The organism is Arthrobacter sp. SLBN-112 (assembly GCF_030944625.1).
GTDB lineage: Bacteria > Actinomycetota > Actinomycetes > Actinomycetales > Micrococcaceae > Arthrobacter.
In genome coordinates, this window is the sequence record NZ_JAUSXY010000001.1 from 3,338,297 (window position 1) to 3,364,450 (window position 26,154).

Annotated in this window: 21 protein-coding genes, 1 tRNA gene and 2 pseudogenes; 3 read left to right on the forward strand and 21 right to left on the reverse strand. The window is 66.4% G+C overall.

The window, feature by feature from the left end; translation table 11 throughout:
• Position 1 precedes the first annotated feature (1 nt).
• Positions 2–1,249, reverse strand: a complete 1,248-nt coding sequence (locus QF050_RS15575) for a RuBisCO large subunit C-terminal-like domain-containing protein (protein ID WP_308931239.1) — start codon at positions 1,247–1,249, stop codon at positions 2–4.
• A 289-nt stretch (positions 1,250–1,538) separates the two neighbouring features.
• Here QF050_RS15575 and QF050_RS15580 point away from each other — a divergent pair, with 289 nt between their 5' ends.
• Entirely contained in the window at positions 1,539–2,405 is an 867-nt protein-coding gene (locus tag QF050_RS15580) for a GntR family transcriptional regulator (RefSeq protein WP_308931240.1), read from the forward strand.
• Between the two features lie 514 nt (positions 2,406–2,919).
• Here QF050_RS15580 and QF050_RS15585 read toward each other — a convergent pair.
• A tRNA-Leu gene (locus QF050_RS15585) sits at positions 2,920–3,001 on the reverse strand.
• Between the two features lie 203 nt (positions 3,002–3,204).
• On the opposite strand from QF050_RS15585, the gene QF050_RS15590 reads away from it, so the two are divergent.
• A complete protein-coding gene (locus QF050_RS15590; protein ID WP_050684085.1) occupies positions 3,205–3,810 on the forward strand; it encodes an ANTAR domain-containing response regulator in 606 nt (201 codons plus the stop codon).
• Between the two features lie 132 nt (positions 3,811–3,942).
• Here QF050_RS15590 and pyk read toward each other — a convergent pair whose 3' ends face one another.
• From pyk to hisI, 11 genes are all read right to left on the reverse strand, one after another.
• Positions 3,943–5,433 carry a pyruvate kinase gene (pyk, locus tag QF050_RS15595; RefSeq protein ID WP_308931241.1) on the reverse strand — a complete coding sequence of 497 codons (1,491 nt, stop codon included), beginning with the start codon at positions 5,431–5,433 and terminating at the stop codon, positions 3,943–3,945.
• A gap of 64 nt (positions 5,434–5,497) precedes the next feature.
• Positions 5,498–6,955, reverse strand: a complete 1,458-nt coding sequence (locus QF050_RS15600) for a glutamate synthase subunit beta (protein ID WP_308931242.1) — start codon at positions 6,953–6,955, stop codon at positions 5,498–5,500.
• Entirely contained in the window at positions 6,948–11,561 is a 4,614-nt protein-coding gene (gltB, locus tag QF050_RS15605; RefSeq protein ID WP_308931243.1) for a glutamate synthase large subunit, read from the reverse strand. The genes QF050_RS15600 and gltB overlap by 8 nt, the downstream gene beginning before the upstream one ends.
• A gap of 260 nt (positions 11,562–11,821) precedes the next feature.
• On the reverse strand, positions 11,822–12,988 hold the full coding sequence (lgt, locus tag QF050_RS15610; protein WP_308931244.1) for a prolipoprotein diacylglyceryl transferase: 1,167 nt from the start codon (positions 12,986–12,988) through the stop codon (positions 11,822–11,824).
• Between the two features lie 3 nt (positions 12,989–12,991).
• Positions 12,992–13,804 (reverse strand): tryptophan synthase subunit alpha, encoded by an 813-nt coding sequence (trpA, locus tag QF050_RS15615; RefSeq protein ID WP_308932186.1) that lies wholly within the window; start codon positions 13,802–13,804, stop codon positions 12,992–12,994.
• 11 nt (positions 13,805–13,815) lie between these two features.
• Positions 13,816–15,135, reverse strand: coding sequence for a tryptophan synthase subunit beta (gene trpB, locus QF050_RS15620; protein WP_308931245.1), 1,320 nt, complete (start codon positions 15,133–15,135; stop codon positions 13,816–13,818).
• Between the two features lie 126 nt (positions 15,136–15,261).
• A complete protein-coding gene (gene trpC, locus QF050_RS15625) occupies positions 15,262–16,083 on the reverse strand; it encodes an indole-3-glycerol phosphate synthase TrpC (protein WP_308931246.1) in 822 nt (273 codons plus the stop codon).
• Positions 16,083–16,370 (reverse strand): HGxxPAAW family protein, encoded by a 288-nt coding sequence (locus QF050_RS15630; RefSeq protein ID WP_308931247.1) that lies wholly within the window; start codon positions 16,368–16,370, stop codon positions 16,083–16,085. The genes trpC and QF050_RS15630 overlap by 1 nt, the downstream gene beginning before the upstream one ends.
• A gap of 104 nt (positions 16,371–16,474) precedes the next feature.
• Positions 16,475–17,119 carry a Trp biosynthesis-associated membrane protein gene (locus QF050_RS15635; RefSeq protein WP_308931248.1) on the reverse strand — a complete coding sequence of 215 codons (645 nt, stop codon included), beginning with the start codon at positions 17,117–17,119 and terminating at the stop codon, positions 16,475–16,477.
• Positions 17,119–18,681, reverse strand: coding sequence for an anthranilate synthase component I (locus QF050_RS15640; RefSeq protein WP_308931249.1), 1,563 nt, complete (start codon positions 18,679–18,681; stop codon positions 17,119–17,121). Before QF050_RS15640 ends, QF050_RS15635 begins: the two co-directional genes overlap by 1 nt.
• Before the next feature lie 107 nt (positions 18,682–18,788).
• Positions 18,789–19,241: a phosphoribosyl-AMP cyclohydrolase gene (gene hisI / locus QF050_RS15645; protein ID WP_308931250.1), complete on the reverse strand. Its 453-nt coding sequence runs from the start codon at positions 19,239–19,241 to the stop codon at positions 18,789–18,791.
• Positions 19,242–19,352: 111 nt separating this feature from the next.
• On the opposite strand from hisI, the gene QF050_RS15650 reads away from it, so the two are divergent.
• Positions 19,353–19,997 (forward strand): TIGR03085 family metal-binding protein, encoded by a 645-nt coding sequence (locus tag QF050_RS15650; protein WP_285243606.1) that lies wholly within the window; start codon positions 19,353–19,355, stop codon positions 19,995–19,997.
• A 95-nt stretch (positions 19,998–20,092) separates the two neighbouring features.
• Here QF050_RS15650 and hisF read toward each other — a convergent pair.
• The 8 genes and pseudogenes from hisF to ribD all read right to left on the reverse strand — a co-directional run bounded on the left by hisF (position 20,093) and on the right by ribD (position 26,031).
• Positions 20,093–20,870 (reverse strand): annotated as a pseudogene (hisF, locus tag QF050_RS15655) (imidazole glycerol phosphate synthase subunit HisF).
• A 63-nt stretch (positions 20,871–20,933) separates the two neighbouring features.
• The gene (gene hisG, locus QF050_RS15660) at positions 20,934–21,794 is read right to left on the reverse strand and encodes an ATP phosphoribosyltransferase (protein WP_308931251.1); all 861 of its coding nucleotides are present in this window, start codon (positions 21,792–21,794) and stop codon (positions 20,934–20,936) included.
• An 83-nt stretch (positions 21,795–21,877) separates the two neighbouring features.
• Positions 21,878–22,141: a phosphoribosyl-ATP diphosphatase gene (locus tag QF050_RS15665; protein ID WP_009358176.1), complete on the reverse strand. Its 264-nt coding sequence runs from the start codon at positions 22,139–22,141 to the stop codon at positions 21,878–21,880.
• Positions 22,142–22,247: 106 nt separating this feature from the next.
• Positions 22,248–22,733, reverse strand: a complete 486-nt coding sequence (ribH, locus tag QF050_RS15670; protein ID WP_308931252.1) for a 6,7-dimethyl-8-ribityllumazine synthase — start codon at positions 22,731–22,733, stop codon at positions 22,248–22,250.
• 18 nt (positions 22,734–22,751) lie between these two features.
• Positions 22,752–23,486 carry a GTP cyclohydrolase II gene (ribA, locus tag QF050_RS15675; protein WP_308931253.1) on the reverse strand — a complete coding sequence of 245 codons (735 nt, stop codon included), beginning with the start codon at positions 23,484–23,486 and terminating at the stop codon, positions 22,752–22,754.
• Positions 23,483–24,235 (reverse strand): 3,4-dihydroxy-2-butanone-4-phosphate synthase, encoded by a 753-nt coding sequence (gene ribB / locus QF050_RS15680; protein WP_308931254.1) that lies wholly within the window; start codon positions 24,233–24,235, stop codon positions 23,483–23,485. The genes ribA and ribB overlap by 4 nt, the downstream gene beginning before the upstream one ends.
• Positions 24,232–24,891, reverse strand: a complete 660-nt coding sequence (locus tag QF050_RS15685; protein ID WP_308931255.1) for a riboflavin synthase — start codon at positions 24,889–24,891, stop codon at positions 24,232–24,234. Before QF050_RS15685 ends, ribB begins: the two co-directional genes overlap by 4 nt.
• Positions 24,891–26,031: pseudogene (ribD, locus tag QF050_RS15690) on the reverse strand (bifunctional diaminohydroxyphosphoribosylaminopyrimidine deaminase/5-amino-6-(5-phosphoribosylamino)uracil reductase RibD). The gene QF050_RS15685 and the pseudogene ribD overlap by 1 nt, the downstream one beginning before the upstream one ends.
• Between the last annotated feature and the right edge of the window lie 123 nt (positions 26,032–26,154).

The following is a 26,154-nucleotide window of genomic DNA, read 5'->3' on the forward strand; positions in this document are numbered from 1 at the left end:
GTCAGGCACCTTTCGCGAATGTCTGGACTGCGTGCAGGAGAGCATCGTCCCCGGTGTGGGCGAGCGTGTCCGCTGCGCTCTGCAGCGGCACTCCGTCGACGGCCGCTTCCCAAGCCTGGCGGAGGCTGCGCACTCCGGCTCCGGGTCCGTCCGGGTGGGCGGCGACTCCGCCTCCGGCGAGCATCATCAGGTCTGTGGAGCGTACGGCCTCGAAGGTGGGGCCCGGGGTGGTGACGTTCTGCCCGGACGACAACACGGGAAGCGGTGCGATGGTCTGTCCGAGAGGTGCGAGCAGGCTTCGGATGTTAGAGGCCACTTCTTCGTCGAGTTCGTAGAACTTGCTGCCCAGCCCGCTGGCGTGCAGGTGGTCGGCGCCGGCCAGGCGGGCCATCTGCTGCCAGACCCGGTAATCCATGCCCAGGGCCTTGGACCTCATGGAGGCCGCGAGACCGGCCCGGTGGCCGTGGATAGGAACCTCGGCGAAGCTGCGCAGCAACGCCAGGGCAGGCAGCCCCATCACGGGAATGTTCAGCATCACGCAGCGGCCGCCGGCCTCGACGACCAGGTCGTGGCGCTTTTGCAGGCCTGCGAGGTCGCCGGTGATGTTGAAGGCGTACATGGTCGAGTGGCCGGTGACCTGCTCGGCTGCCCGGATCTCTTCGGTGGCGACTGCGACCCTGCGTTCCAGCGGCAGATAGGCCGGGTCAGTCATGAGTTCATCGTCCTTGATCAGGTCAATGGACGCCATCGCCAGATCCCGGACCACCAGTCGGAATTCATCTTCGGAAAGCCCGACGTTGGGCTTAACGATGGTGCCGACCATCACGCCCTGGACGTCGCTGATGAGCTTACGGGTCCCCTCGATACCGAAGGCCGGACCCGGGTGGGCGGCGACGAAGTCCTCCGGCAACTGAATGTCCTGAAGACGACAGGCGTAAAGATCGCCCAACTCGAAAAGATTGCCTGCAATCGCTGTCTGCAGCGTTGCCAGGTCGGTGCCGACGTTCTCCATCGGGAAGTCCACGGTCACCAGTGCAGCCCGGACCTTTTCCGGGTTCGCCCGTGATGGCAGAGAAGGGCGGCAAAAGCCCAGTTCCTGCACATCCGAGATCCGGGCCGCGTGCCGCTCCCGGATCCGGGCGGATTCACCCGGCACCGGCAGGAAGGTGCCGCTGGACTGTTCGCCGGCCATGATGGCGGCGGCCTTTTCCGGGTCAATTTCAGATTCTAGGTAGTAGGTGCAACGCACCGAGCGCGGGGTCGCGCATGGAACTCTCCAATGTGGGGGCTTGAAACTTACGTATCCGACTTTCACCTGCAGGTACTTTCACTTCGCTCACGCGCCGATGCGGGCTCAAGCAGGTGACTCGGGACTTCGCGTTCACGGCATCCTCTGTGACCCGGGAACCAAAGTTGTCCGTACCTTTGATACGTACAATAGTAGGTGGTGCGGATCACGTCAAGACCGCCCCACGACACTGAATCCGCCGCGTGACCAACCTGAGGGCTAAGATGTGCACAGCGACAGAGGAGTCAATGTGAGCGTGGAATCAACAGAGTCAGCGGCGGAGCAGGCGGGACGCAGCAGCCCTCTGAACCGGGAAGGCGGGGGCCCTCTCCACGCCCAAATCCGGGACATCCTGCACCGGCAAATCGTCGACATGGGACTTTCCCCAGGCTCTTCGCTACCCACCGAAGAGGAACTGCAAAGACAGTTCGGCGTCTCCCGCAGCGTGGTACGCCAGGCGTTGTCCGGCCTCGCTGACCTGGGCCTGATTCGCCGCCAGCGCGGCCGCGGCAGCGTCGTAGCCGCTACACCAGTCCTCCGCCGGCATGTCCAGCGCGCGGGCGGCCTGGACGAACAGGCCGCAGCACACGGCCAGCGCCTCCGCACCCACGTCCTCACCGTGGAACCGGCCGAGCCTCCCCTGGCCGGCATCGAGGCCCTCAACACCACCAACACCTGGAAGATCGAGCGGGTTCGCTACCTCGACGACCTTCCTGTGGCATTCATGCGGACCTGGGTCCCTCGCGACTTCTTCCCGCACTTCACCGTCGAACTGCTGGAAGATGCGTCCCTGTTGAGCCTGATGCGGGACCACGGCTACCACCCCGCCGGCGGCCCCCGCCAAGTACAGGCAGTCTCATCGGATCCCGACCTAGCCGGGAAGCTCAACATCAACACGCGCGAACCGCTGCTGCTGCTTCAAGGAGTTACCCGCGACGCTCTCGGCCATGGCCTCGAGTGGTTCAACGTCTGGCACAGCCCCAACACCGTTTTCGATGTCGACGCACAAGTTACAACCCAGCCCGGAGGCGTCTCCCAAGAGCACATCCGCCGCCTTCGGACCCTGACCCAGCAACTGGAATCTGAACTATCAGATCTTGAGCGAGGGGCACACTAAAGGCTGCGATGCCGCCGCACAGAGTCACCTCTTGACGGAAACGTTGAATCCCGACACCCCGCGGGAGCGCAACTGCCGAACAAACAAAGTTGCGGGATACTTGCCGCGCCTCGCGCCCGTGTGTACCAATTCCCGCGGTTTCGAGACTCTTGGGGCGCGGGCTTCACCGGGCGCTTCATTCTCCGTGCCAGTCTTCTGCGTGTCGTCGACGCGACGCTCCGGTGCACCTGGAACCGAATGCAGCTCAAACTTAACGACGGTCTGCGCATGAGGTGCCTGAAACCGTGTCACATCATGACGCTAATTCCGGCGACCTCCAGGAAAGGCCTAGTCAGGCACCATCGGACCGGCAGCCAGAGAACTATGGCACGTTGCAGAGTCGGCGGCAGCATGCAGCCCTCTGCGGGGCGGCCGGAAGCTACTTATTAAGGACTGGAGAACACCCGAAGCGGGAAAGTGTCAAGCTTTGTCAACACTACTCAGCTTAAAAAGCTTCTGACCTGCGGAAACACCGTGCCCGAGGTGGGACTCGAACCCACACACCTTTCGATACCGCATTTTGAGTGCGGCGCGTCTGCCAATTCCGCCACTCGGGCGCGGAATACATGGAGCAAACCGCTACGCCCACAGCTGACTGTGAGCAACGCGATCGCTTCACGTACGCGGAATTACTCTACATGCAGATAGGCTGAATTCCAGAATCGCGCCGCCGTCGCCGCAAACAAACCCTGCAAGCCAAGTACAGCCGCGGTGGCACCTAAGATAGTGATGTCCCGCCGTACCTTTTCAAGGAGATCCCGTGACTGAACAGACGGAGTCCAAGTCCACGTCCCAGCCGGCGCGCCGCGTCATTGTGGCAGAGGATGAAACCCTCATCCGCCTCGACATCATCGAGATCCTGCGCGGCGAAGGCTACGACGTCGTGGGTGAGGCGGACAACGGCGAGAAGGCCGTCCAGCTCGCCGAGGAACTGAAGCCGGATCTGGTCCTCATGGACGTCAAGATGCCCGTCATGGACGGCATTTCCGCAGCCGAGAAGATCGTCAAGGCCCGCATCGCGCCCGTGGTGCTGCTGACCGCGTTCAGCCAGAAGGAACTGGTGGAACGCGCCCGCGACGCCGGCGCCATGGCGTACGTGGTCAAGCCGTTCACACCCGCAGACCTCATCCCGGCCCTGGAGATCGCCCTCTCCCGCCATGAGGAGATCAAGGCCCTCGAGAGCGAGGTCTCCGACCTGCAGGAACAGTTCGCCACCCGCAAACTCGTTGAACGCGCCAAGAGCCTGCTGACCACCAAAATGGGCCTGACGGAACCGGAAGCCTTCCGCTGGATCCAGAAGACCTCCATGGACCGCCGCCTCAGCATGCGCGAGGTCGCCGAAACCATCATCAACCAGGTCAACTAGGCCGCGGGCCGGGCCGGCCGGGACCATCAGGGATTTCGACAGGCTCAATCACCGGACGGTCTACACGCCGGAGCACTAAAAAGGGAGGATCCCCGCCAAGCGGCGGGGATCCTCCCTTTTTGGTTCGAAAGCCTAGGCCTTCTTCTTCTTTTCCGGCCAGGGGCCGAGCTTTTCCTTGTTGCTGCTGACTTCACCGGCGCGCGTGGAGTCGGCGAGGTCGCCTACCTTGTGCACCTTCAGCGAGTTGGTGGAACCGGCTTTTCCGGGAGGGGAACCGGCAGCGATGACCACCAGGTCACCGTCCTGCACCAGGCCCATTTCCTCGAGGCTGCGGTCCACCTGTGCGGTCATGGCGTCGGTGTGGTCCACCATCTGCACCAGCACCGGCTGGATGCCCCAGGTCAGCGCCATCTGGTTCCAGACCTGCTCCACCGGGGTGAACGCGAAGACCGGCTTGATGGGGCGCAGGCGGGACAGGCGTCGGGCGGAGTCACCGGACTGGGTGAACGCACAGATGTACTTGGCGTCCAGCTGGTCGGCGATTTCGACGGCGGCACGGGTGATGGCGCCACCACGGGTCTTGGGCTTGGTCCCCAGCGGGGGGACGCGCTCCAGGCCGTGGACCTCGGTGGATTCGATGATCCGGGCCATGGTCTTGACCGTTTCGATCGGGTACTTGCCCACGCTGGTCTCACCGGAAAGCATGACGGCGTCGGCACCATCGAGGACGGCGTTGGCGCAGTCGGATGCCTCTGCACGGGTCGGGCGCGGGTTGTCGATCATGGACTCAAGCACCTGGGTGGCCACGATGACCGGCTTCGCCCAGCGGCGGGCCAGCTCGATGGCGCGCTTCTGCACGATCGGCACTTCCTCCAACGGAAGCTCCACGCCGAGGTCGCCACGGGCCACCATGATCGCGTCGAACGCGTCGATGATCTCCGGCAGCTGTTCAACAGCCTGCGGCTTCTCGATCTTGGCGATGACCGGCACGCGGCGGCCTTCTTCATCCATGATCTCGTGCACACGGACGATGTCCGATGCATCACGGACGAACGAGAGAGCCACCAGGTCCACGCCGCGGCGCATCGCCCAGCGGAGGTCGTCCTCATCCTTCTCGCTCAGGGCGGGAACGTTGACGGCCACGCCCGGAAGGTTGATGCCCTTGTTGTTGGACACCATGCCGCCGACGGTCACCTCGGCAACGACTTTGACGTCGTCGACCTCAATGGCGCGCAACGCCACCTTGCCGTCGTCGATCAGCAACGCATCCCCCACGTTGACGTCCTCGGTGAGGCTCTTCAGGGTGGTGGAGCAAATCTCCTTGGTGCCGGGAACGTCCTCGGTGGTGATGGTGAAGATGTCACCCACGGCCAGGGCGTGCGGACCGTCAACGAAACGGCCCAGGCGGATCTTTGGGCCCTGCAGGTCGGCCATGATCGCCACGGCCTTGCCCAGGTCCGCTGCCGCCTTGCGGACGTTTTCGTAGGTGTTGTCGTGCACGGTGTAATCGCCGTGGCTCATGTTCATGCGGGCGACGTCAACGCCGGCCTCCAGCACAGCCAGGGTGTTCTCGTAGCTGGCAATTGCCGGGCCAAACGTAGCCACAATTTTTGCGCGTCTCATATACCTACCCTATTGGTCACTTGCATTGGTTAAGTTGTCGGCGAGGTGAACCCTCGATGCACCCCTAGAGGACGGCGATGGCGCGGTCCGTCGGCGCGACGGGAGCGGGAAGGATGGTGCTTCCCATCAGGTACTTGTCCACTGCTGCTGCGGCGGCGCGGCCCTCGGCGATGGCCCACACGATGAGGGACTGCCCGCGGCCGGCGTCACCGGCAACGAAGACACCCTCGGTGTTGGTCATGTAGTAGCCGTCGCGCGCAACGTTGCCGCGGCCGTCGAAGTCGGCGTGCACCTGTTCGGTGATGCCGGCCGGTTCGGCTCCGGTGAACCCCAGGGACAGGAACACGAGGTCGGCGGGAATGATCCGCTCGGTGCCGGCCTTGGGGAGGCGCTTGCCGTCGACGAATTCGGTTTCGGCCACCTTGACGCCGGTGAGCTTTCCGTTTTCGCCAACGAATTCAACGGTGGACGCGAGGTAGGTGCGTTCGCCGCCTTCCTCGTGGGCGCTGGCCACCTCGAAGAGGTTGGGGAACGTGGGCCACGGCTGGTGGCTGGCACGTTCGGCCGGAGGCTGCTTGCCGATCGCCAGGGTGGTCACGGATGCTGCGCCGTGCCGGTGGGCGGTGCCGAGGCAGTCGGCACCGGTGTCACCGCCGCCCAGGATGATCACGTGCTTGCCGTTGGCGTGGATCTGGTTGTCGATGGCTTCCCCGGCCACCACACGGTTGGCGGGCACCAGGTAGTCCATGGCGAAGTGGACGCCTTCGAGGTCCCGGCCCGGGATGGGCAGGTCGCGCGGGACGGTGGCACCGGTACACACCACGACGGCGTCGTAGCGCCGGCGCAGCTGCTCCCAGGTCACGTCGGTCCCCACGGCCACGCCGGTCCGGAAGCGGGTGCCTTCGGCCTTCATCTGCTCGACGCGGCGGTCCACCTGCTCTTTTTCCATCTTGAAGTCGGGGATGCCGTAGCGCAGCAATCCGCCGATCTTGTCGTCGCGTTCGTAGACTGCCACGGTGTGGCCCACGCGGGTGAGCTGCTGCGCGACGGCCAGGCCTGCCGGGCCTGACCCGACCACCGCAACGGTCTTGCCGGTCAGGCGCGCGGGCGGCAGCGGGTTGACCCAGCCGTTCTCGAACGCCTCATCGATGATCGAAACTTCAACCTGCTTGATGGTGACGGCGGGCTGGTTGATCCCCAGCACACAGGAGGCCTCGCACGGCGCAGGGCACAGCCGGCCGGTGAACTCGGGAAAGTTGTTGGTGGCGTGCAGCCGCTCAATCGCTTCCTCGCCCTTGTCCCGCCACATGAGGTCGTTCCACTCGGGAATGAGGTTTCCCAGGGGGCAGCCCTGGTGGCAGAACGGAACGCCGCAGTCCATGCAACGTCCGGCCTGCGCCTTCAGGACGCCCTTCTCCTGCGCTTCGTAGACTTCCTTCCAGTCCATGATGCGCACGGGAACGGGACGGCGCGGCTGGGTTTCACGCTGGCGTACTTTCAGAAATCCGCGTGGATCAGCCACCGGTCACCTCCAGGATTCGAGACCATACTTCTTCGCCGTCAGGGTCAAGGCCCTCTTCGATGGCGTCAAGACGGGTTTGCAGCACGGCCGCGTAGTCGCGCGGCAGCACCTTGGTAATGCGGGCAGCGGTGTCGTCGAAGTTCTCGAGGAGCCGCGCCGCCAACTGGGAGTCGGTTTCCTCGATGTGCTTCACCAGCAGCCCATGGACAATGTCGCGGTCCTCGGCGTCGAGCTCGCGCAGCTGCAGCTCGCCGGATTCGAGGGCCTGCTTGTTGACGCGGGTGGTCCGCAGGTCCAGCACGTAGGCGGTGCCGCCGGACATGCCCGCGCCGAAGTTGCGCCCGGTGCGCCCCAGGATCAGCGTCTGGCCGCCGGTCATGTACTCGCAGCCGTGGTCGCCAATACCTTCGACGACGGCCGTGGCACCGGAGTTGCGGACCAGGAAGCGTTCGCCCACCTGGCCGCGCAGGAACATCTCACCACTGGTGGCGCCGTAGCCGATAACGTTGCCGGCGATGACGTTGGTCTCCGCCTTGAAGACGTTGGTGCGGTCCGGTCGGACGATGATCCGGCCGCCGGAGAGGCCCTTGCCCACGTAGTCGTTCGAGTCGCCGAACAGCCGCAGGGTAATGCCCGCCGGCAGGAAGGCGCCCAGCGACTGACCGGCAGTGCCGTTCAGCGTGATGTCGATCGTGTCCGTGGCCAGCACATCGGTGCTATAGGTCTTGGTGACGACGTGGCCGAGCATGGTGCCAACGGAACGGTCGGTGTTGATGACGTCCACGTTGATCTTCACGGGGCTGCGGTCCGTCAGCGCCTCGGTGGCCATGGTGATCAGCCGCTGGTCGAAGTGCTTGTCCAGCTCGTGGTTCTGGCCGGTCATGTTCCGCAGCGGCGCGTCGTCGTCGAACTCCAGGCCGTGCAGGATCGGGTCCAGGTCCAGGCCGTCGGCCTTCCAGTGGTTGACCGCGTCGCGGGCGTCCAGGACCTCGGCGTGGCCTATGGCCTCTTCGAGGCTCCGGAAACCAAGCTCGGCGAGGATTTCGCGGACTTCCTCGGCCAGGAACTCGAAGAAGTTGACCACGAACTCCGGCTTGCCGCTGAAGCGGGCACGAAGCTCGGGGTTTTGGGTGGCAACGCCCACCGGGCAGGTGTCCAGGTGGCAGACGCGCATCATGATGCAGCCTTCCACCACGAGCGGTGCGGTGGCGAAGCCGAATTCCTCGCCGCCCAGCAGCGCGGCGATGACAACGTCGCGTCCGGTCTTGAGCTGGCCGTCAACCTGCACCACCACGCGGTCGCGCAGGCCGTTGAGCATCAGTGTCTGCTGGGTCTCGGCCAGGCCAAGCTCCCAGGGAACACCGGCGTGCTTGAGCGAGTTGAGCGGCGAGGCGCCGGTTCCGCCGTCGTGGCCGGAAACCAGTACGACGTCGGCCTTCGCCTTGGTCACGCCGGACGCCACTGTGCCGATCCCCACTTCGGAGACGAGCTTCACGTGCACCCGTGCGGACGGGTTGGCGCGCTTGGCATCGTAGATGAGCTGCGCCAGGTCCTCGATCGAGTAGATGTCGTGGTGCGGGGGCGGGGAGATGAGTCCGACGCCGGGGGTCGAGTGGCGCGTGCGGGCCACCCAGGGGTAGACCTTCTGCGCCATCAGCTGGCCGCCTTCGCCGGGCTTGGCACCCTGGGCCATCTTGATCTGGATGTCGTCGGCGTTGGTCAGGTACAGGCTGGTCACGCCAAACCGGCCGGACGCGATCTGCTTGACGGCAGAGCGGCGCTTGGGGTCGAGCAGGCGGTCCACGTCCTCGCCGCCTTCACCGGTATTGGACTTGCCGCCCAACTGGTTCATGGCGATGGCCAGCGTCTCGTGGGCCTCCTGGGAGATGGAGCCGTAGCTCATGGCTCCGGTGGAGAACCGCTTGACGATGCTGGAGACGGGCTCCACTTCCTCAAGCGGAACCGAGGGGCGCTCGTTCTTGAACTTGAGCAGCCCGCGCAGGGTCATCAGGTTGGTGGATTGATCGTCCACGCCCTTGGTGTAGGCCTTGAAGATGTCGTACCGGCGCTCACGCGTGGCGTGCTGCAGCCGGAAGACGGTCTCCGGGTTGAACAGGTGCGGTTCGCCGTCGCGGCGCCACTGGTACTCGCCGCCGCCCAGCAGGGGCCGGTGCGGCTGCTCGATGCCACCTTCCGGGTATGCCATCTGGTGGCGTGCGGAAACCTCGGCTGCGATGACGTCCAGCCCCACGCCGCCCAGCTGGGAGTGCGTGCCGGCGAAGAATTCGTCCACCAGTTCCTGGCCCAAGCCCAATGCCTCGAACGTCTGGGCGCCCGTGTAGGAGGCCACAGTGGAGATGCCCATCTTGGACATGATCTTCAGGACACCCTTGCCAAGGCCCTTGATCAGGTTGTAGACGCCGTCCTGCGGGGTCACGCCCGTCACGTCGCCTGCCGCGATGAGCTGCTCCACGGATTCCATGGCCAGGTACGGGTTGACGGCGGACGCGCCGTAGCCGATCAGGACGGCCACGTGGTGTGTCTCGCGGACGTCGCCGGCCTCGACCACCAGGGCGGTCTTGGTGCGGTTGGCGCTGCGCAGCAGGTGGTGGTGCACGGCGCTGACCAGCAGCAGGGACGGGATCGGCGCCCACTGGGCATTGGAGTCACGGTCGGAGAGCACGATGTACTGGACACCGCGGTTGATGGCACCGGAGACCTGCTCGCAGATTTCGGTGAGCCGGGCACGCAGTGCGTTCTCGCCGCCTTCAGGGCGGTACAGGCCGCGGACCTTCATGGCCACGCGGTTGCCATCGGCATCCTCGATGTTGGCGATCTTGGCGAGCTGGTCGTTGTTGATCACCGGGAACGGCAGCTGGACCTGCGGCTGGCGCACCTGCTTGGTGTCCAGCAGGTTGCCGTTGGGTCCGATGGCGCACGTCAGGGACGTGACCAGTTCCTCGCGGATGGCGTCCAGCGGCGGGTTGGTCACCTGCGCGAAGGACTGCACGAAGTAGTCGAAGAGCAGCCGGGGGCGCTTGGACAGGACCGCCACCGGGGTGTCGGAACCCATGGCGCCCAGCGGCTCGGCACCGGTGCGGGCCATCGGGCCCAGCAGGATCTTCAGTTCCTCGGTGGTGTACCCGAAGGTGCGCTGGCGGATGTTCACGGACGCGGCGGTGTGGACCACGTGCTCACGCTCGGGCAGCTCGTTGAGGTCGATCAGGTTGTCCTTGACCCACTCGGCCCACGGGTTGGCCGCGGCGACTTCGGCCTTGACCTCTTCGTCGTCGATGATGCGGCCGGCCTCGGTGTCCACCAGGAACATTTTGCCCGGGGACACGCGGCCCTTCTTGACCACTTTGGAGGGCTCGACGTCGATCACGCCCACCTCGGAAGCGAAGACGATCAGGCCGTCTTCGGTGATCCAGAAGCGGCCGGGGCGCAGGCCGTTGCGGTCCAGGGTGGCGCCCACCAGGTTGCCGTCGGTGAAGGAGACGGCGGCAGGGCCGTCCCACGGTTCCATCAGCAGCGAGTGGTACTCGTAGAACGCGCGCCGTGCAGGATCCATGGTGGCGTGGTTTTCCCAGGCCTCGGGGATCATCATCATGATCGAGTGCGTAATGGGGCGGCCGGAGAGCCAGAGCAGCTCGGCTACCTCGTCGAAGGACGCGGAGTCCGACGCACCGGGGGTGCAGATGGGGTACAGCTCTTCGGGAGAGTCGCCCAGCAGCGGGTTGGCCAGCTGTGACTGGCGGGCACGCATCCAGTTCCGGTTGCCCTTGACGGTGTTGATTTCACCGTTGTGGGCGATGGTGCGGAACGGCTGGGCCAGCGGCCAGGACGGGAACGTGTTGGTGGAGAAGCGCGAGTGGACGATCGCCAGCTTGGTCTTGAAGCGCTTGTCCGAAAGGTCCGGGTAGAAGGGCTCCAGCTGGGCGGTGGTCAGCATGCCCTTGTAGACGATGGTCCGCGAGGACAGCGAGGGGAAGTACACGCCGAACTTGTTCTGGGCGCGCTTGCGGATCCGCCAGGCACGGGAGTCGAGTTCGTTGCGGTCCAGTTCCTCGCCGCTGGCCGAGGCCAGGAAAGGCTGGGAGAAGTAGGGCATGCAGGCGCGGGCCATGGCGCCCACGAGATCGGCGACAACCGGCACCTCGCGCCAGCCAAGGACCTTCAGGCCCTCGTCGGCGGCCAGGCCCTCGATGCCTGCCTTGGCTGCGTTGGCTTCCCGCTGCTCTGCAGGCAGGAACGCCGTGCCGGCCACGTACTGGCCGGGCGCGGGCAGCTCGAACTCGGTGACTGCCCGGAAGAACTCGTCGGGGATCTGCATGAGCAGCCCTGCGCCGTCGCCCGTTCCCTCGTCGGCGCCCACGGCGCCGCGGTGTTCAAGGTTGCGCAGGGCAGTCAGGGCAGCATCGACGATGTCGTACCCGGGCTCCCCGCGCAGGGTCGCGATGATGGCAAGGCCGCACGCGTCCTTCTCCTGCTCCGGGTTGTACAGCCCGGCAGCCTCCGGCATGGCGGCGAAGCGCTTGAACGGCGACAGTGCAGTCTCAGGCTGTTCCGGTTCGGACCAGCTGGGAGTGTTAAGAGTTTGGGTCATGGGAGACGTCCTTCCTCCTGATCGTGCGTATGGAAGGGACACCGTTGGCCCCACTCGTCGGCGCCGTTGCAAGGGCACAACAAAGTGTTGATTACTGGAAATTGTAGGTCAGCGCAGCCTGCTGAACTAACGGTTACGCAGGTAGCTGCCCGGGGCTTCATCCGGCGGCATCTCTTTGCTGCCAGGACGGGCCCCATGCCACGACATTGTGGTTTCGGGCCCTTCGAGCGGTGGCTCTGCTGCCCTGCCTGGCCGGCTTCCTACTTACCGGTGCCGGCCTCCGATGCGGGTCCTGTGGCTGTGCTGCCGGAAGTTCCGGAAGCCGTGGCATCCAGACCAGGCTTGGAGCCTGCCGGAGCCGCCGCGGTTTCTTCCGTGGGGTCGGAAGCATGCCGGGAACCGCTTTGGTTACCTGGGAGATTACCACGCGAATCACTATCTGAGACAACAGTGTCCGGATCACGGACTTCCTCGTCGTCTTCCATGGTTGACTCGGCCACGGGTGTTTCGTCCGGTTCGCGGCCCGGCAGGTACACGGTGTCCGGCTCCGGCCGGCCCTTGAGGCCCAGCAGGAGGAAGGCGATCAGGGCCGCCACGAACACGACGATGCTGGTCCACACGTTGAGCCGGGCGGTAATGCCGAAAATGTTGATCTGTTCGGCGTCGTCAATGCGCATCGCTTCGATCCAGACGCGGCCCAGGGTGTAGTACATGGCGTACAGCCAGAACAGCCTGCTCCGCCGGAAATTGAACCGCCGGTCCAGGGCGAGCAGGATCAGCACGCCTGCCACGTTCCACAGCGACTCGTAGAGGAAGGTGGGGTGGAAGAGGGTGTCTGCAGGCAGCCCGGCCGGGAAGTTCGGGTTGTTGGCGTCGATCTGCAGCCCCCACGGCAGCGTGGTGGGGCCGCCGAAGAGTTCCTGGTTGAAGTAGTTGCCCCAGCGTCCCAGGGCCTGGGCCAGGAGCAGGCCGGGTGCGGCTGCGTCGACGAAGGCGCTGAGCTTGACGCCGCTGCGGCGGCAACCGATCCACGCACCGACGGCGCCCAGGACGACGGCGCCCCAGATTCCGAGGCCACCGCGCTGGATCTGCGGAATCAGCGATAGGTCGCCGGTGCCGTCGAAGCCGGGGCCGAAGTACGCATCCGGTGAGGAGACCACGTGGTAGAGGCGGCCGCCGATGATGCCGAAGGGAATGGCCCAGATGACAATGTCCCACACGCTGCCGTCGGGGGCACCGCGCTTGGCCCAGCGGACGGAGGTCAGCCACAGCCCAACGACAATTCCGGCCAGGATGCACAGCGCGTAGGCGTGGATCCGCAGGCTGCCCCACGGCAGCGGGATGTCGAACCCTGACCAGCTGGGGCTGGGGATACTGCCGGACACCATGGCGGGTGCCAGTGCGGCTGCCTGGATCAGTGCCTGCATGGCTTAGGCTCCGTCCGTGGTGTGGCCGGCTTCCGGCGCCAGGCCGGTGCTGAGGTCCTTGGTGAGGGCGGCGACCGCGTCCACTCCCCCGTCGCGGATGGCCGCGACCAGCGCCGTACCCACGATGACGCCTTCGGCGTAGGCGGCAATCTCGCGGACCTGGTCCGCGGTGGAAACCCCAAGTCCAACGCAGACGCGCTCGGCGCCGGCCGCGTGGGCTGCTGCCACTACGTCCTTCGCCGCCGTACTGACCGATGTCCGGGCACCGGTGACGCCCATGATGGAGACGGCGTACACGAATCCGCGGCTTGCGTCCACGGTTCGCTGCATGCGCTCGGCGGTGGAGGACGGGGCCACCAGGAACACCCGGTCCAGGCCGTACTTGTCCGAGGCTGCCATCCACTCGGCGGCCTCATCCGGAATCAGGTCCGGCGTGATGAGCCCAGCCCCGCCGGCCTCGGCAAGGCGCCGGGAGAATTCGTCCACGCCCATCCGGACCACCGGGTTCCAGTAGGTCATGACCAGGACGGCGGCGTCGGTCTTGCTGGTGATGCCGGCGACGACGTCGAAGACCTGCTTGACGTGGAAGCCCTTGGCCAACGCCTCGGTGGTGGCGGCCTGGATGACCTGGCCGTCCATGACGGGGTCGGAATACGGAATGCCGATCTCGATCAGGTCGGCGCCGTTCTCTGCCAGGGCGATGCCTGCGGCGATGGTGTCCTCAACGCTGGGGTAGCCGGCGGGGAGGTACCCGATGAGTGCCGCCCGCCCCTGGGAGCGGGCCCGGTCGATGGCGGCTGCCGACTTGCTGGTCATCTCTGCGTGGTTCACAGCTGCTCCCCCTCTTTGCCGATTTCGGATTCGGCGGAATTCTTATCCAGCAGGTCAAACCATTCGGCCGCGGTGGCCACGTCCTTGTCGCCGCGACCGGAGAGGTTGACGATGACGATCTTCTCCCCAGCGTTGGCGGGGTCTTCCGCGGCAAGCCGTTGGCCCACCTTGATGGCGCCGGCCAGCGCGTGCGCGGACTCGATGGCGGGAATGATGCCCTCAGTGCGGCACAGGAGGCGGAAGGCTTCCATGGCTTCGGTATCGGTGATGGGCTCGTAGCTGACCCGCCCGATGTCCGAGAGGTAGGAATGTTCCGGGCCGACCCCGGGGTAGTCCAGGCCTGCGGAGATGGAGTGCGACTCGATGGTCTGCCCGTCGTCGTCCTGCATCAGGTAGGAGCGGGCGCCGTGCAGCACGCCGGGCTTGCCCAACGAGATGGTGGCGGCGTGCCGGCCGGTCTCCACGCCGTCGCCGCCGGCCTCGAAGCCGTAGATCTTGACGGAAGGGTCATCCAGGAAGCCGTGGAAGATGCCGATGGCGTTGGATCCGCCGCCGATGCAGGCGCAGACGGCGTCGGGGAGCCGGCCCTCCTGCTCCAGGATCTGGGCGCGGGCTTCCTCCCCGATGACCTCGTGGAAGTACCGGACCATGGCGGGGAACGGGTGGGCCCCGGCAGCGGTCCCGAGCAGGTAGTGCGTGTTGGCAACGTTGGCCACCCAGTCCCGGAGGGCGTCGTTGATGGCGTCCTTGAGGGTCTGGGATCCGCTGGTGACCGGGATGACCTTGGCACCCAGGAGCTCCATCCGGGCAACGTTCAGTGCCTGGCGGCGGCAGTCCTCGGCCCCCATGTACACCACGCATTCCAAGCCCAGGAGAGCAGCGGCGGTGGCGCTGGCCACGCCGTGCTGGCCGGCGCCGGTTTCGGCGATGATCCGGGTCTTGCCCATGCGCTTGGCGAGCAGTGCCTGGCCCAGGACGTTGTTGATCTTGTGCGAACCCGTGTGGTTGAGGTCCTCGCGCTTGAGGAACACCCGCACTCCCCCGGCATGCTGGGAAAACCGTTTGGCCTCGGTCAGCAGCGACGGCCGCCCGGAGTAGTTCTTGTTCAGGTCGGCTATCTGCGCCCGGAACTCGGGATCGTCCTTGGCCTTGTTGAAGGTTTCCTCAAGTTCGTCCAGGGCGGCGATCAAGGACTCGGGCATCCACCGGCCACCGTAGCTGCCGAAGTACGGCCCCGGCGCGTGGCGGAGGGATCCGCCCTGCAGGAATGCTTCCGCGGTGTTGTTCTCAGCGTTCCCTGAGGGTGCGTCGGCCATCAGTCCCGTCCTGTTCCAAGTTGATCGGTCAAAAGTGTGCTGTTCCGGCGGAGGCCGGATCGGTGATTGCAGGCATTGCGGGGCCGGCCCCGGCCGGCTCCGCAATGCAGGGTGCGCCAGGTGCCGTCAGCGGCGCGCGGCGATCGCGGCGGCACCCGCGGCAGTGAATTCGGCAATCCGTTCCCGGGGAGTCGCGTGGCTCACCAGGGCCTCGCCCACCAGTATCGCGTTGGCGCCGCTTGCGGCGTAATGCGTGACGTCGGCGGCGTCGCGGACCCCCGATTCGGCGACCACGACCGCTTCGCCGGGGATCAGGCCCGCCAATGAGGCGAAGACTGAACGGTCGACGTCGAGCGTCTTCAAATTACGCACGTTGACGCCGATGATCCGGGCGTTGGCCGCCACGGCACGCTCGATTTCCTCTTCGGTGTGCGTCTCCACCAGCACGTTCATGCCCAGTTCGGCGCTGAGGGCGCTGAACTCGGTGAGTTGGGCGTCGGAGAGCGCGGCAACGATCAGGAGGATGAGGTCGGCACCGTGGGCACGGGCCTCCCAGATCTGGTACTCGTCAAGTGTGAAGTCCTTGCGGAGCAGCGGGACGTCGACGGCGGCGCGCACGGCGTCGAGGTCGGCGAGGGAACCGTTGAAGCGTCGCTGTTCGGTGAGGACGCTGATGACGGAGGCACCGCCGTCGGCGTACTGCCTGGCCAGCGATGCCGGATCCCCGATGCTGGCGAGATCGCCTTTGGAGGGGCTGCGGCGCTTGATCTCCGCGATGACTTTCAGCTGTTCCCGGGTTGGGGAGGTGCCGCCAAGGGCCGCCCAGGCGTCGTGCGCCGGCGCGGCTGAGCCGGCGCGGTCCTTCAGCTCAGCCAGCGAAATGAGCCGCTTCCTGGCCTCCATATCCTCCCGGACACCTGCGTTGATGTCGTCGAGAACAGTTGCCATCAGTGGCCGGAGTTCTTCAGCTTGCTGCCTTCGACGCCGTAGCCTGCCTTGCGCATAACGTAACCGAGGATCAATCCGATCACCATGACCACGGCCCCGCCAATGAAGATGGGGGTGCTGGCGATGACGAACGCGATGGCTGCGATGAGTGCTCCGACGAGCATGACGATGACGCAGGTCCAGGCGGCCGGGCTGTTGCCGTGGCCAAGGTCCTGGCTGTGGTCAATGGCGCCGGGGGCTACCGTGCGGGTGCCTGACGTGGAAACGGACGCAGGTGCTTTGCTCATGGAAATCTCCTCAGGATGGATACTGCTTACATTCTGCCATTTTTTGGCTGCCGCCCGCGTACCGTCAGGTGTCCCGCCGGTTCCGGTGACGGCGGCGGCCGCCCTTAGGTGGGGTCGTCGCCGCGCGAAAGCCTGTCCCAGCTGTCGATCTCGTCCACGGGTCCGGCCGGTGCGGCTGACCCCGCTGCGACGGGCACGTCATATTTGGTGCGCGCCTTCCAGTGTCGTGACGCGGGAATAATCAGCAGGGCGGCCAGGGCCAGGAGGCAGCCGGCGACGACGGCGACTGCCGGGAAAGTGGTCAGCTCAACGTGCGCCTGGCTGCCGGAGACGCCGGTGGCGGTGGCGATGGTTCCCTGAGCGGCTGCCAGCGGGTCCGCGAGGACGGTGGCGGCGGCGGCCACGATGCCGGCCGAAGCAAAGATGATGATCGCGGTGATGACCCACCTGGCGATCCTGCCGGCAATGGAGGCGGCAAGTCCGCCGGCCAGGGCCACCAGCGCCAGGGCCGTGACGGTGGTGGCCGCCTTGCTCCCCTGCACGGGGAGGACGCTTTGCGCCGCACCTGTCTGGTTGGGGTCAAGCGTGGCGGTCATCCACGTCTGGGTGGTGGTGCCGAACGCGGCCAGGGCCAGGAGCACGATCAGCAGCACCAGCGTGGACTTGCGCGCCCACACCGGAGTGGCCCGGGCCTTCCTGGCCTTGCCTGGTTTCCCCACGCTGCCTGCGGCCAACCCGGAATCAGACATCAGGACTCCGTCCCGCCGGGGAGTGATTCCGCGGAGATGTTGTGCAGGGAGCCGGCCGTGTGGACTGCGCGCAGCGGGGCGGCGGCTTTGTTGACAGTCTCAAGGGCCTCCGTGGGGTTCACCGAGTCAGCCACGATGCCGCCACCGGCCTGGACGTAGGCCCGGCCTTCACGGATCAGTGCGGACCTGATGGCGATGGCCATGTCCATGTCGCCGGCGAAATCAAGGTAGCCCACCACGCCGCCGTAGATGCCGCGGCGGTGCGGTTCGAGTTCGTCCAGGAGGCGCAGTGCGCGGGGCTTGGGCGCACCCGAGAGGGTGCCGGCCGGGAAGGTCGCCTTCAGGACGTCATAGGCCTTGGCCTGCGGTGCCAGCCTGCCCACCACGGTGGACACCAGGTGCATGATGTGGCTGAAACGCTCCACCTCCATGAACTGGGTGACATCTACGGTTCCCGCCACGCAAACCTTGGAGAGGTCGTTGCGGGAGAGGTCCACCAGCATCAGGTGCTCGGCGCGTTCCTTCTGGTCCGCGAGCAGTTCCTCGGCGAGGGCCTTGTCCGCTTCCACGGTCTTTCCGCGCGGACGGGAACCGGCAATCGGGTGGGTGATGACTTCCTCACCGGTGACCGTGACCAGGGCTTCGGGCGAGGACCCGACGATGGAGTACTCGCGGCCCTCGGCGTCGGCCAGGCTGAAGATGTACATGTACGGGCTGGGGTTGGTGTTGCGCAGCACGCGGTACACGTCCAGCGCGGAGGCCCGGCAATCCATCTCGAACCGTCGCGAGATCACCACCTGGAAGACCTCGCCGTCCACGATGGCTTCCTTGCCGCGGTCCAGTGCGGCCAGGTACTCGGCCTCGTCCCAGCGTTCCTGGACGCTGGACGCAAAATCCAGGGCCGCCGGTTCCAGCACGGAGACCGGCTGCGGCACGGGGGCGCTGATCTTTGCCAGGAGTTCCTTGACCCGGGCGACAGCGTCGTGCCACGCCTCGTCCACGCGCTCGGAGCTGTTGTCGAAGTTGATGGCGTTGGCGATGAGCAGGACCGTGCCGTCAACGTTGTCGTGCACGGCCATGTCGGTGACCAGGTTCAGTGCCATTTCCGGCAGTTGCAGGTCATCCTCGGGCGGGCTGACCAGCCGTTCCCAGTGCCGGACGGTTTCCCAGCCCAGGAATCCCACCAGGCCGGAGGTGAAGGGCGGGAGCCCGTCGAAGCGGTCGGTGCGCAGGGCGTCGATGGTGTCGCGGACGGCATCGACGGGGCTGCCGCTCACCGGAACACCGGCAGGCGGTTCGCCCAGCCAGTGCGCCTGGCCGTCCTTGGTGGTCAAGGTGGCGCGGGACCTGGCACCGATGAAGGAGTAGCGGGACCAGGCGCCACCAACAGCCGCCGATTCCATCAGAAACGTTCCGGGCTGGCCCTGCGCCAGCTTGCGGTACAGGCCGATTGGGGTTTCGGCGTCGGCCAGCACCTTGAGCCTGACGGGGATGACACGGCTGTGGCCGGCGAGTTCCCGGAATTCCTCGAGGCTTGGGCTGATGGTTCCAAGGTCCTGCATGGCTATGCTTGTCCGCCTGTTCTTCGAAAGGGCCGGCCGTGCCGGACTCCTTGACTGTGCTTGCTGGGTGGCCGCGGCGGGACGCCGGGCCCGGCAGCCGGTCCGGCCTAGCTTGCCTGGCCTGCGACGACGTTGAGGTCCCTGCCGTCGAAGCAGGTGCGGGTGCCGGTGTGGCAGGCGGCGCCTACCTGGTCGACCCGGACCAGCAGGGCGTCGCCGTCGCAGTCCAGGGCAACTGATTTGACCCACTGGACGTGCCCGGAGGTGTCGCCCTTGCGCCAGTACTCCTGGCGTGACCGCGAGTAGAACGTGACGCGTCCGGTGGTCATGGTCCGGTGCAGTGCCTCGTCATCCATCCAACCAAGCATCAGGACCTCGTTGGTGTCGAACTGCTGGACCACCGCTGCCACCAGGCCTGCGGCGTCGCGCTTGAGCGCGGCTGCCACCTCCTCGGGAAGCGGGCCGGCGGCTGGTGTTGCCGGGGCGGATTCAGCGGACGACGACGGTACCCGGGATCCGATGGATCCGGCGGTTGGGGCGGGGGTTGGCTGCTCAGACATCGGGTCAAGTCTAGTGCCTTTGCCGGCCGCCCTCCCGATGTGAACAACGGCACGCCACCGGGCGGCGCCATGCTGCCCAACTTCGCAGCTCTCGTGCTAGTTTCACAAGTGATGCATTTCGTCGAACCGTCCCGAGAAGTCCTGGCCGAGACCCTGCTTGCGGCCGGCCCTGATGCGCCCACGCTGTGCAAGGGCTGGCGCACCAGGGACCTTGCCGCGCACCTGTACCTGCGCGAGCGGAAGGCCGCCGTCGGGCTTGGTTTGATCATCAAGAGCCTGGCCAAGGCCTCCGACCAGGCCACCGCCAAACTTGCTGCCAAACTGACCACCACCGAGGACTACGCCCGGCTGGTGAACACTTTCCGCGCGGGTCCGCCGGCGCTCTCGCCGATGAGCATCAAGGCGCTGGACGAAAGCGCAAACCTGATCGAGTACTTCGTGCACACCGAGGACGTCCGCCGCGCGGTGGACCGGTGGGCGCCACGGGCCCTGGACGAGGCGTACTCGGATGCGCTCTGGGACGAACTGGTCAAGCGTGCCGCCATTCTGTACCGCGGCGTGGACCTCGGCATCGTCCTGGTCCGCCCGTCCGGTCCGCGCCACGTTGCCAAGCGGGCACCCGTTTCGGTGGCGATCGTCGGTGAGCCGGGCGAACTGCTGATGCACGCCCACGGCCGCACGCGCCACGCCCTGGTCACCTTCGAAGGCCAACCGGACGCCGTCGCCCTCCTCCAGTCGGCAGAAGTAGGGCTCTAGGGATTCGTCCCCGCCGGTTCAACCACCGGTGATTGAGCTTGTCGAAATCAGGTTTCGACAGGCTCAACCACCGTTGGTCGAGCTTGTCGAAACCGTCAGCGTACTTCGAAGCCTGCCGCGCGGATGGCCTCTTTGACCTGGGACATCATGTCGTCAGGCCCCCAGTGAAAGATCGACGCGGCGAGCACGGCGTCCGCGCCGGCGGCAACCGCGGGCGGGAAGTGTGCGGGCTCCCCTGCGCCGCCTGAAGCGATGATCGGAACCCTGACGGCGGCCCGGACCAGTTTGATGAGTTCGAGGTCGAAGCCGTCCTTGGTGCCGTCGGCGTCGATGGAATTGAGGAGGATCTCCCCCACCCCGCGGTCGGCGGCTTCCCTGGCCCAGGCGATGGCGTCAATCCCGGTGCCGGTGCGGCCGCCGTGCGTGGTCACTTCGAATCCCGACGGCGTGGGCTGGGAGCCCGGGCGGGTGCGGCGGGCATCCACGGACAAAACGAGCACCTGGGAGCCGAAATGGCGCGTGATTTCGTCGATGACATCCGGCCGTGCCACCGCAGCGGTGTTGATGGAGGCCTTGTCCGCACCATAGCGCAGGAGCTTGTCCACCTCGGCTACGCCCCGGACGCCGCCGCCGACGGTCAGCGGGATAAACACTTCCTCGGCGGTGCGGCGGACCACGTCGAACGTGGTCTCGCGGTTCCCGGAGGACGCCGTGACGTCGAGGAAGGTGAGTTCGTCGGCGCCTGCCTTGTCGTACCGCGTGGGCGAGTTCCACGGGGTCGCCCGCGTCCCGGAGGCCCTCGAAGTTGACGCCCTTGACGACGCGTCCGGCATCGACGTCGAGGCAGGGAATGACCCGAACTGCTACTGCCATGGGAACTCCTGGGATTCTGCGGTGCTGATGAACTGGGCTTGGACCGTGTCTGTGCCGGCGGCGTCAGATACGGCAGGCGTGGATGCTGCTGACCAGGATGGCGCGGGCGCCAAGGTCGTACAGTTCATCCATGATCCGGTTGGTTTCCTTTTTGGGAACCATTGACCGGACGGCGACCCAGTCGGAGTCCCGCAACGGCGATACCGTGGGCGATTCCAGGCCGGGGGTCAGGCCGGCGGCCTTCTCTACGAGTTCCTTGCGGATGTCGTAGTCCATCAGCACGTACTGGCGGGCAACCAGGACGCCCTGGAGGCGCCGGATGAGGACCTCGATTTCCTTGGCGGTGCCGTTTGCGGCGCCGCCGTTGCCGGTGCGGCGGATCAGGACAGCCTCGGACTTCAGGATGGGGTCGCCGAAGATTTCCATGCCGGCGGCCTTGAGGGTGTTGCCGGTCTCCACGACGTCGGCGATGGCGTCGGCGACGCCCAGCCGGACGGAGGACTCAACGGCGCCGTCGAGCCTGACGACTTTTGCGTTGATGCCGCGTTCGGCAAGGTAATTGCGCAGCAGTCCGTCGTAGCTGGTGGCCAGGCGCTTGCCTTCGAGCTCGGCAGCGGCACTGAAGTCGCCCACCGGACCGGCAAACCGGAAGGTGGAAGCGGCGAATCCAAGCGGCAGCAGCTCTTCGGCTTCCACCTCCGCGTCCAGCAGCAGGTCACGGCCGGTGATGCCGACGTCGAGCGTTCCCTGGCCCACGTAGACCGCAATGTCGCGGGGACGGAGGAAGAAGAACTCGATGTCGTTGTCGGGGTCCACCATGACCAGTTCGCGGCTGTCGCGGCGCTGGCGGTATCCGGCTTCGGAGAGCATGGCGGAGGCGGCTTCGGACAGGGAGCCCTTGTTGGGGACGGCTACTCGCAGCATGGGAAATTCTTTCTGGGTGGAAGGTCTGGGTTTTCAGGCAATGCAGGCCACAGTGGGCCCGGCGGCAAGCGCCGGACCGGTGGCTACAGATGCTTGTAGACGTCTTCCAGGGTCAGGCCTTTGGCGAGCATCAGAACCTGCAGGTGGTACAAAAGCTGGGAAATTTCCTCTGCCGCTGCTTCATCGGATTCATATTCAGCAGCCATCCAAACTTCGGCTGCTTCCTCAACGACTTTCTTGCCGATGCCGTGCACACCGGACTCCAATTCTGCGACGGTGCGGGAGCCTTCCGGACGGGTGGCTGCCTTCTCGCTGAGCTCAGCGAACAGCGTCTCGAAATTCTTCACGCCCTCCAGCCTACTTGGTGCGGCCGCACGGGCGCTTCCCGGGCCGTTCCATGACGGGCGCGATGTGAGCGAATACACACCGCGCCCGCAACGCCGGACGCCGGTGCTAGGCGTACTGCTTCAGCACGACCGCGGTGGCCAAAGCCGCGGTCACTGCCTCGTGGCCCTTGTCTTCCTTGGAGCCGGGCAGGCCGGCACGGTCCAGGCCCTGCTGTTCGTTGTCGCAGGTGAGCACGCCGAAGCCCACCGGGACACCGGTGGAGACGCTGACGTCGGTGAGGCCCGACGTCGCGGCCTGGCAGACGTAGTCAAAGTGCGGCGTGCCGCCGCGGATCACGACGCCGAGGGCAACCACGGCATCAAAATGTGGGGCGAGCCTTGCGGCTGCCACCGGCAGCTCGAAGCTGCCGGGAACCCGCAGGACGGTGGGTTCGCTGATGCCTGCGTCCTTCGCGGCCCGCAGCGCGCCGTCCAGGAGGCCGTCCATGATCTGCGTGTGCCAGCTGGCTGCCACGATGGCCAGCTTCAGCTGCGAAGTCTCGGACGGGTTAAGGGTGCTGAGGTCGATGTCGGGGGCGCCGTGTCCGCTCATAGGTTTGTCGTGTTCCGTTCAGTCTTGTTCGTGGTCGTACGGGGATTCGGGGGCTGTCACGGGCACGGATGCCACGTCGGTGTCCAGCAGGAGCCGGTGCTCCATCCTGTCCTTCTTGGTGCGGAGGTACCGGATGTTCTGCTCGCGGGAGGGAACCTCCGTGGGGACCATTTCCACTACCTTGACGCCTGCCTGGGCCAGCCTGTTCTGCTTGTCCGGGTTGTTGCTCAGCAGCCGGACCTCGTGCAGTCCCATTTCGGCGAGGATCTGGGCCGCGGCCTTGTAGCACCGGGCGTCAACCGGCAGGCCCAGTTGCTCGTTGGCTTCCACGGTGTCGAAGCCGGCTTCCTGCAGCGCGTAAGCCTTGATTTTGTTGGCAAGGCCGATGCCGCGGCCTTCCTGGCCGCGCAGGTAGAGCAGCGTGCCGCCGTTGTCCCGGATCAGTTCCAGCGCGAAGGCGAGCTGTTCCCCGCAGTCGCACCGGTAGGAGCCGAAGACGTCACCTGTGAGGCACTCGGAGTGCAGCCGCACCAAGGGGGCCTTGCCGTCAGTGGGCGCGTTGGGCGAGCTGACGGCGAGGTGTTCAACGCCGGTGAGGAGGTCTGTCCATGCCTGGGCCACAAAGTCGCCGAAGGCGGTGGGCAGCTGTACAACGGGGCCCCCGCTGACGGGGTAGGTCCCGGCGCCGGGTACGGAGTGGTGGTCCCGGTGGCCGTCTTGATGGCTGTCGTCTCTGGCTGCCTGTGCCGTCATGGCTTCTCCTTCTCTTCGCCCGGTGTTACCCGGACTTCCTCGCGCTGGGTTCCCCCGGCCCCGGCTTCAAGGTACGCCACCAGGTCCTCGATCGAGATCAGCGGGCACCCATGGTCGGCCGCGAACGTCCTGAGACCGTCCAGGCGCATCATTTCACCGTCGTCGTATACTACTTCCGCGATCACCCCGACCGGCTCCAGGCCGGCAAGGCGGCACAGGTCCACCGCGGCCTCGGTGTGGCCCTGGCGCTCCCGCACACCACCCTCAACTGCACGGAGCGGAAAAATATGCCCCGGACGGGTCACGGAGGCCGGGCCGGCGTGCGGGTCCGCCAGGATGCGGGCGGTCAAGGCACGGTCCGTCGCGGAAATTCCGGTGCTGACGCCGGTGGCCGCATCACAGGAGACGGTGTAGGCGGTGCCCTTTGCGTCCTGGTTGACGGCCGTCATCGGCGGCAGGTCCAGTTCATCGGCGCGTGCGCCCGTCAGCGGCACGCAGATCACGCCTGAGCTGTACCGGATGGTCCAGCCCATCAGCGCAGGCGTGGCGTGCTGGGCGGCGAATATGATGTCGCCTTCGTTCTCGCGGTCCTCATTGTCGACCACCAGCACCGGCCGGCCGGCGGCCAGGGCGCGCACGGCGTCCTCGATGCGGTCCAGGCCTTTGCCGGGTGCTTGGGCCCGGTCCTCGGGTTGATTGGCTGCCGGTTCACCGGCGACGGCGGCTTCCAGGCGTACTGCGGCGTTCACCGTGCGCCTCCTGCGATGGCGGCTTCGCCGGCGCCTGCAACACCGGGTTCGCGGAAGGCAAGCAGCCGTTCGGTGTACTTGGCCAGGACGTCGACTTCCAAGTTTACCCGGCTGCCGGTGTGTTTGGTGCCCAGGCCGGTCTCCGCCAGCGTGGTGGGGATGAGGCCCACCTCGAACCCGGGTGCCTGCTCGGCCGCCGGGCTGACGGCAGTCACGGTGAGGGAGACGCCGTCGATGGCGATGGAGCCTTTTTCTGCGATGTAGCGGGCCAGGTTGGCGGGCACGCCGAACCGCAACCGCTCCCAGTTGCCTTGGGGTTCACGTTCCAGCAGGACCCCCACTCCGTCCACGTGGCCTTGCACCACATGCCCGTCCAGGCGGCCGCCGGCAGGGACACAGCGTTCCAGGTTGACGGAGTCGCCCGTGGCGAGTTCGCCGATGGTGCTCCTGACCAGGGTCTCGCCCATGACGTCGACGCTGAACTCTTTGCCATCGATGGCGGTTGCGGTGAGGCAGACCCCGTTGACGGCGATGGAGCCGCCAAGTGCCAGGCCCTCCGTGGACCCGGGTGCGTGCAGCCGGAGGGTGGCGCTGGTGTCGCCGTCACGCTCCACTGACAGCACCTGCCCCTGCTCAGCAATAATTCCGGTGAACATCAGCGGCCTCCCTGGGCTTGCTCCGCGGTATCGCGGGTTGGTTGGTGGTCCAGTGCAACTCTTCGTTGCGGTCTTAAGTGAAGTCTTAGGTCCCGGCCCAGCGTCCGCACTGCGCCGCCGTCGGACGCATCCCATTCCCATTGCTGGGCGTCGGCAAGGGTGGTGATGCCCAGCCCGTCCAGGGCCGGGGTGCCGGATCCCAGCAGGGTAGGGGCGAGGTACATGATCAGTTCATCCACAAGCCCGGCCGACAGGAACGAGCTGAGGATGCGGGATCCGCCCTCCACCATGATGTGGCGGGCGCCGGCGTCGTACAGCATGGACAGTGCTTCGGCGGGATCCCGCGTGGGCAGGTGGGTGGCCAGGGCCGTCGTCGCCGCGGATTGCGGCGTCGTCGGGAATGTCCCGGAGCCCCATGACGGCCCGCACGGGCTGTTTGGGGGCGAGTCCACCGGCGGGGTTGCGGGCGGTCAGGCGGGGGTTGTCCACCAGCACGGTCTGCGTGCCCACCAGGATGGCATCGATGCGGCTGCGGATCCCGTGGTTGTCCGCCAGCGATTCCGGGCTGGAGATCCACTGGCTGGTGCCGTCTTCCGCGGCGATCCGGGCGTCCAGGGTTTGCGCGATGTGCAGCGTAACGAAGGGCCGTTTGGCAGCGACTGCCTCAAACCATTGCCGGTTCAGGTCCAGCGCCTCGTCGGCGCCGAGGCCACTGCGGACCCGCACTCCGGCGTCGCGGAGGGTGGCCGCTCCCCCGGCGGCGGGGTCGTGGGGGTCATCAACGGCGTAGACCACGTCGGTGATCCCTGCGGCGATGATCGCTTCCGTGCACGGCCCGGTGCGGCCCACGTGGTTGCAGGGTTCGAGCGTGATCACCATGGTGCAGCCGGAGAGGTCCAGGCCGACGGCGGCGGCCTGGGCTATTGCGTCGGCTTCGGCGTGGGCGGTGCCGGCTCCGCGGTGGTAGCCGGTGACAAGGTGGCGGCCGTCGGGTCCGACGACGACGGCACCCACGAGGGGGTTGGCACCGCGCGGACCCTGCAGGGCTGCCTGGAGGGCGTGCTCCATGGCGCTTACTTCATGGGTGCTGAAGGCCGTGACCACTCCGGCGGCGGGCTTCAGCTCAACTGCGCCGCTCATGCGGTGGCCATCGGGTAGTTGGTGCCTGGCGTGGAAGCAGCAGGACTTGCGGCATTTAAGAGCCATCGCTGGGGGTTCATTCGTGTCGTTCCTTCCCTCTCGAACCGCGATGGCTCCGGGGAT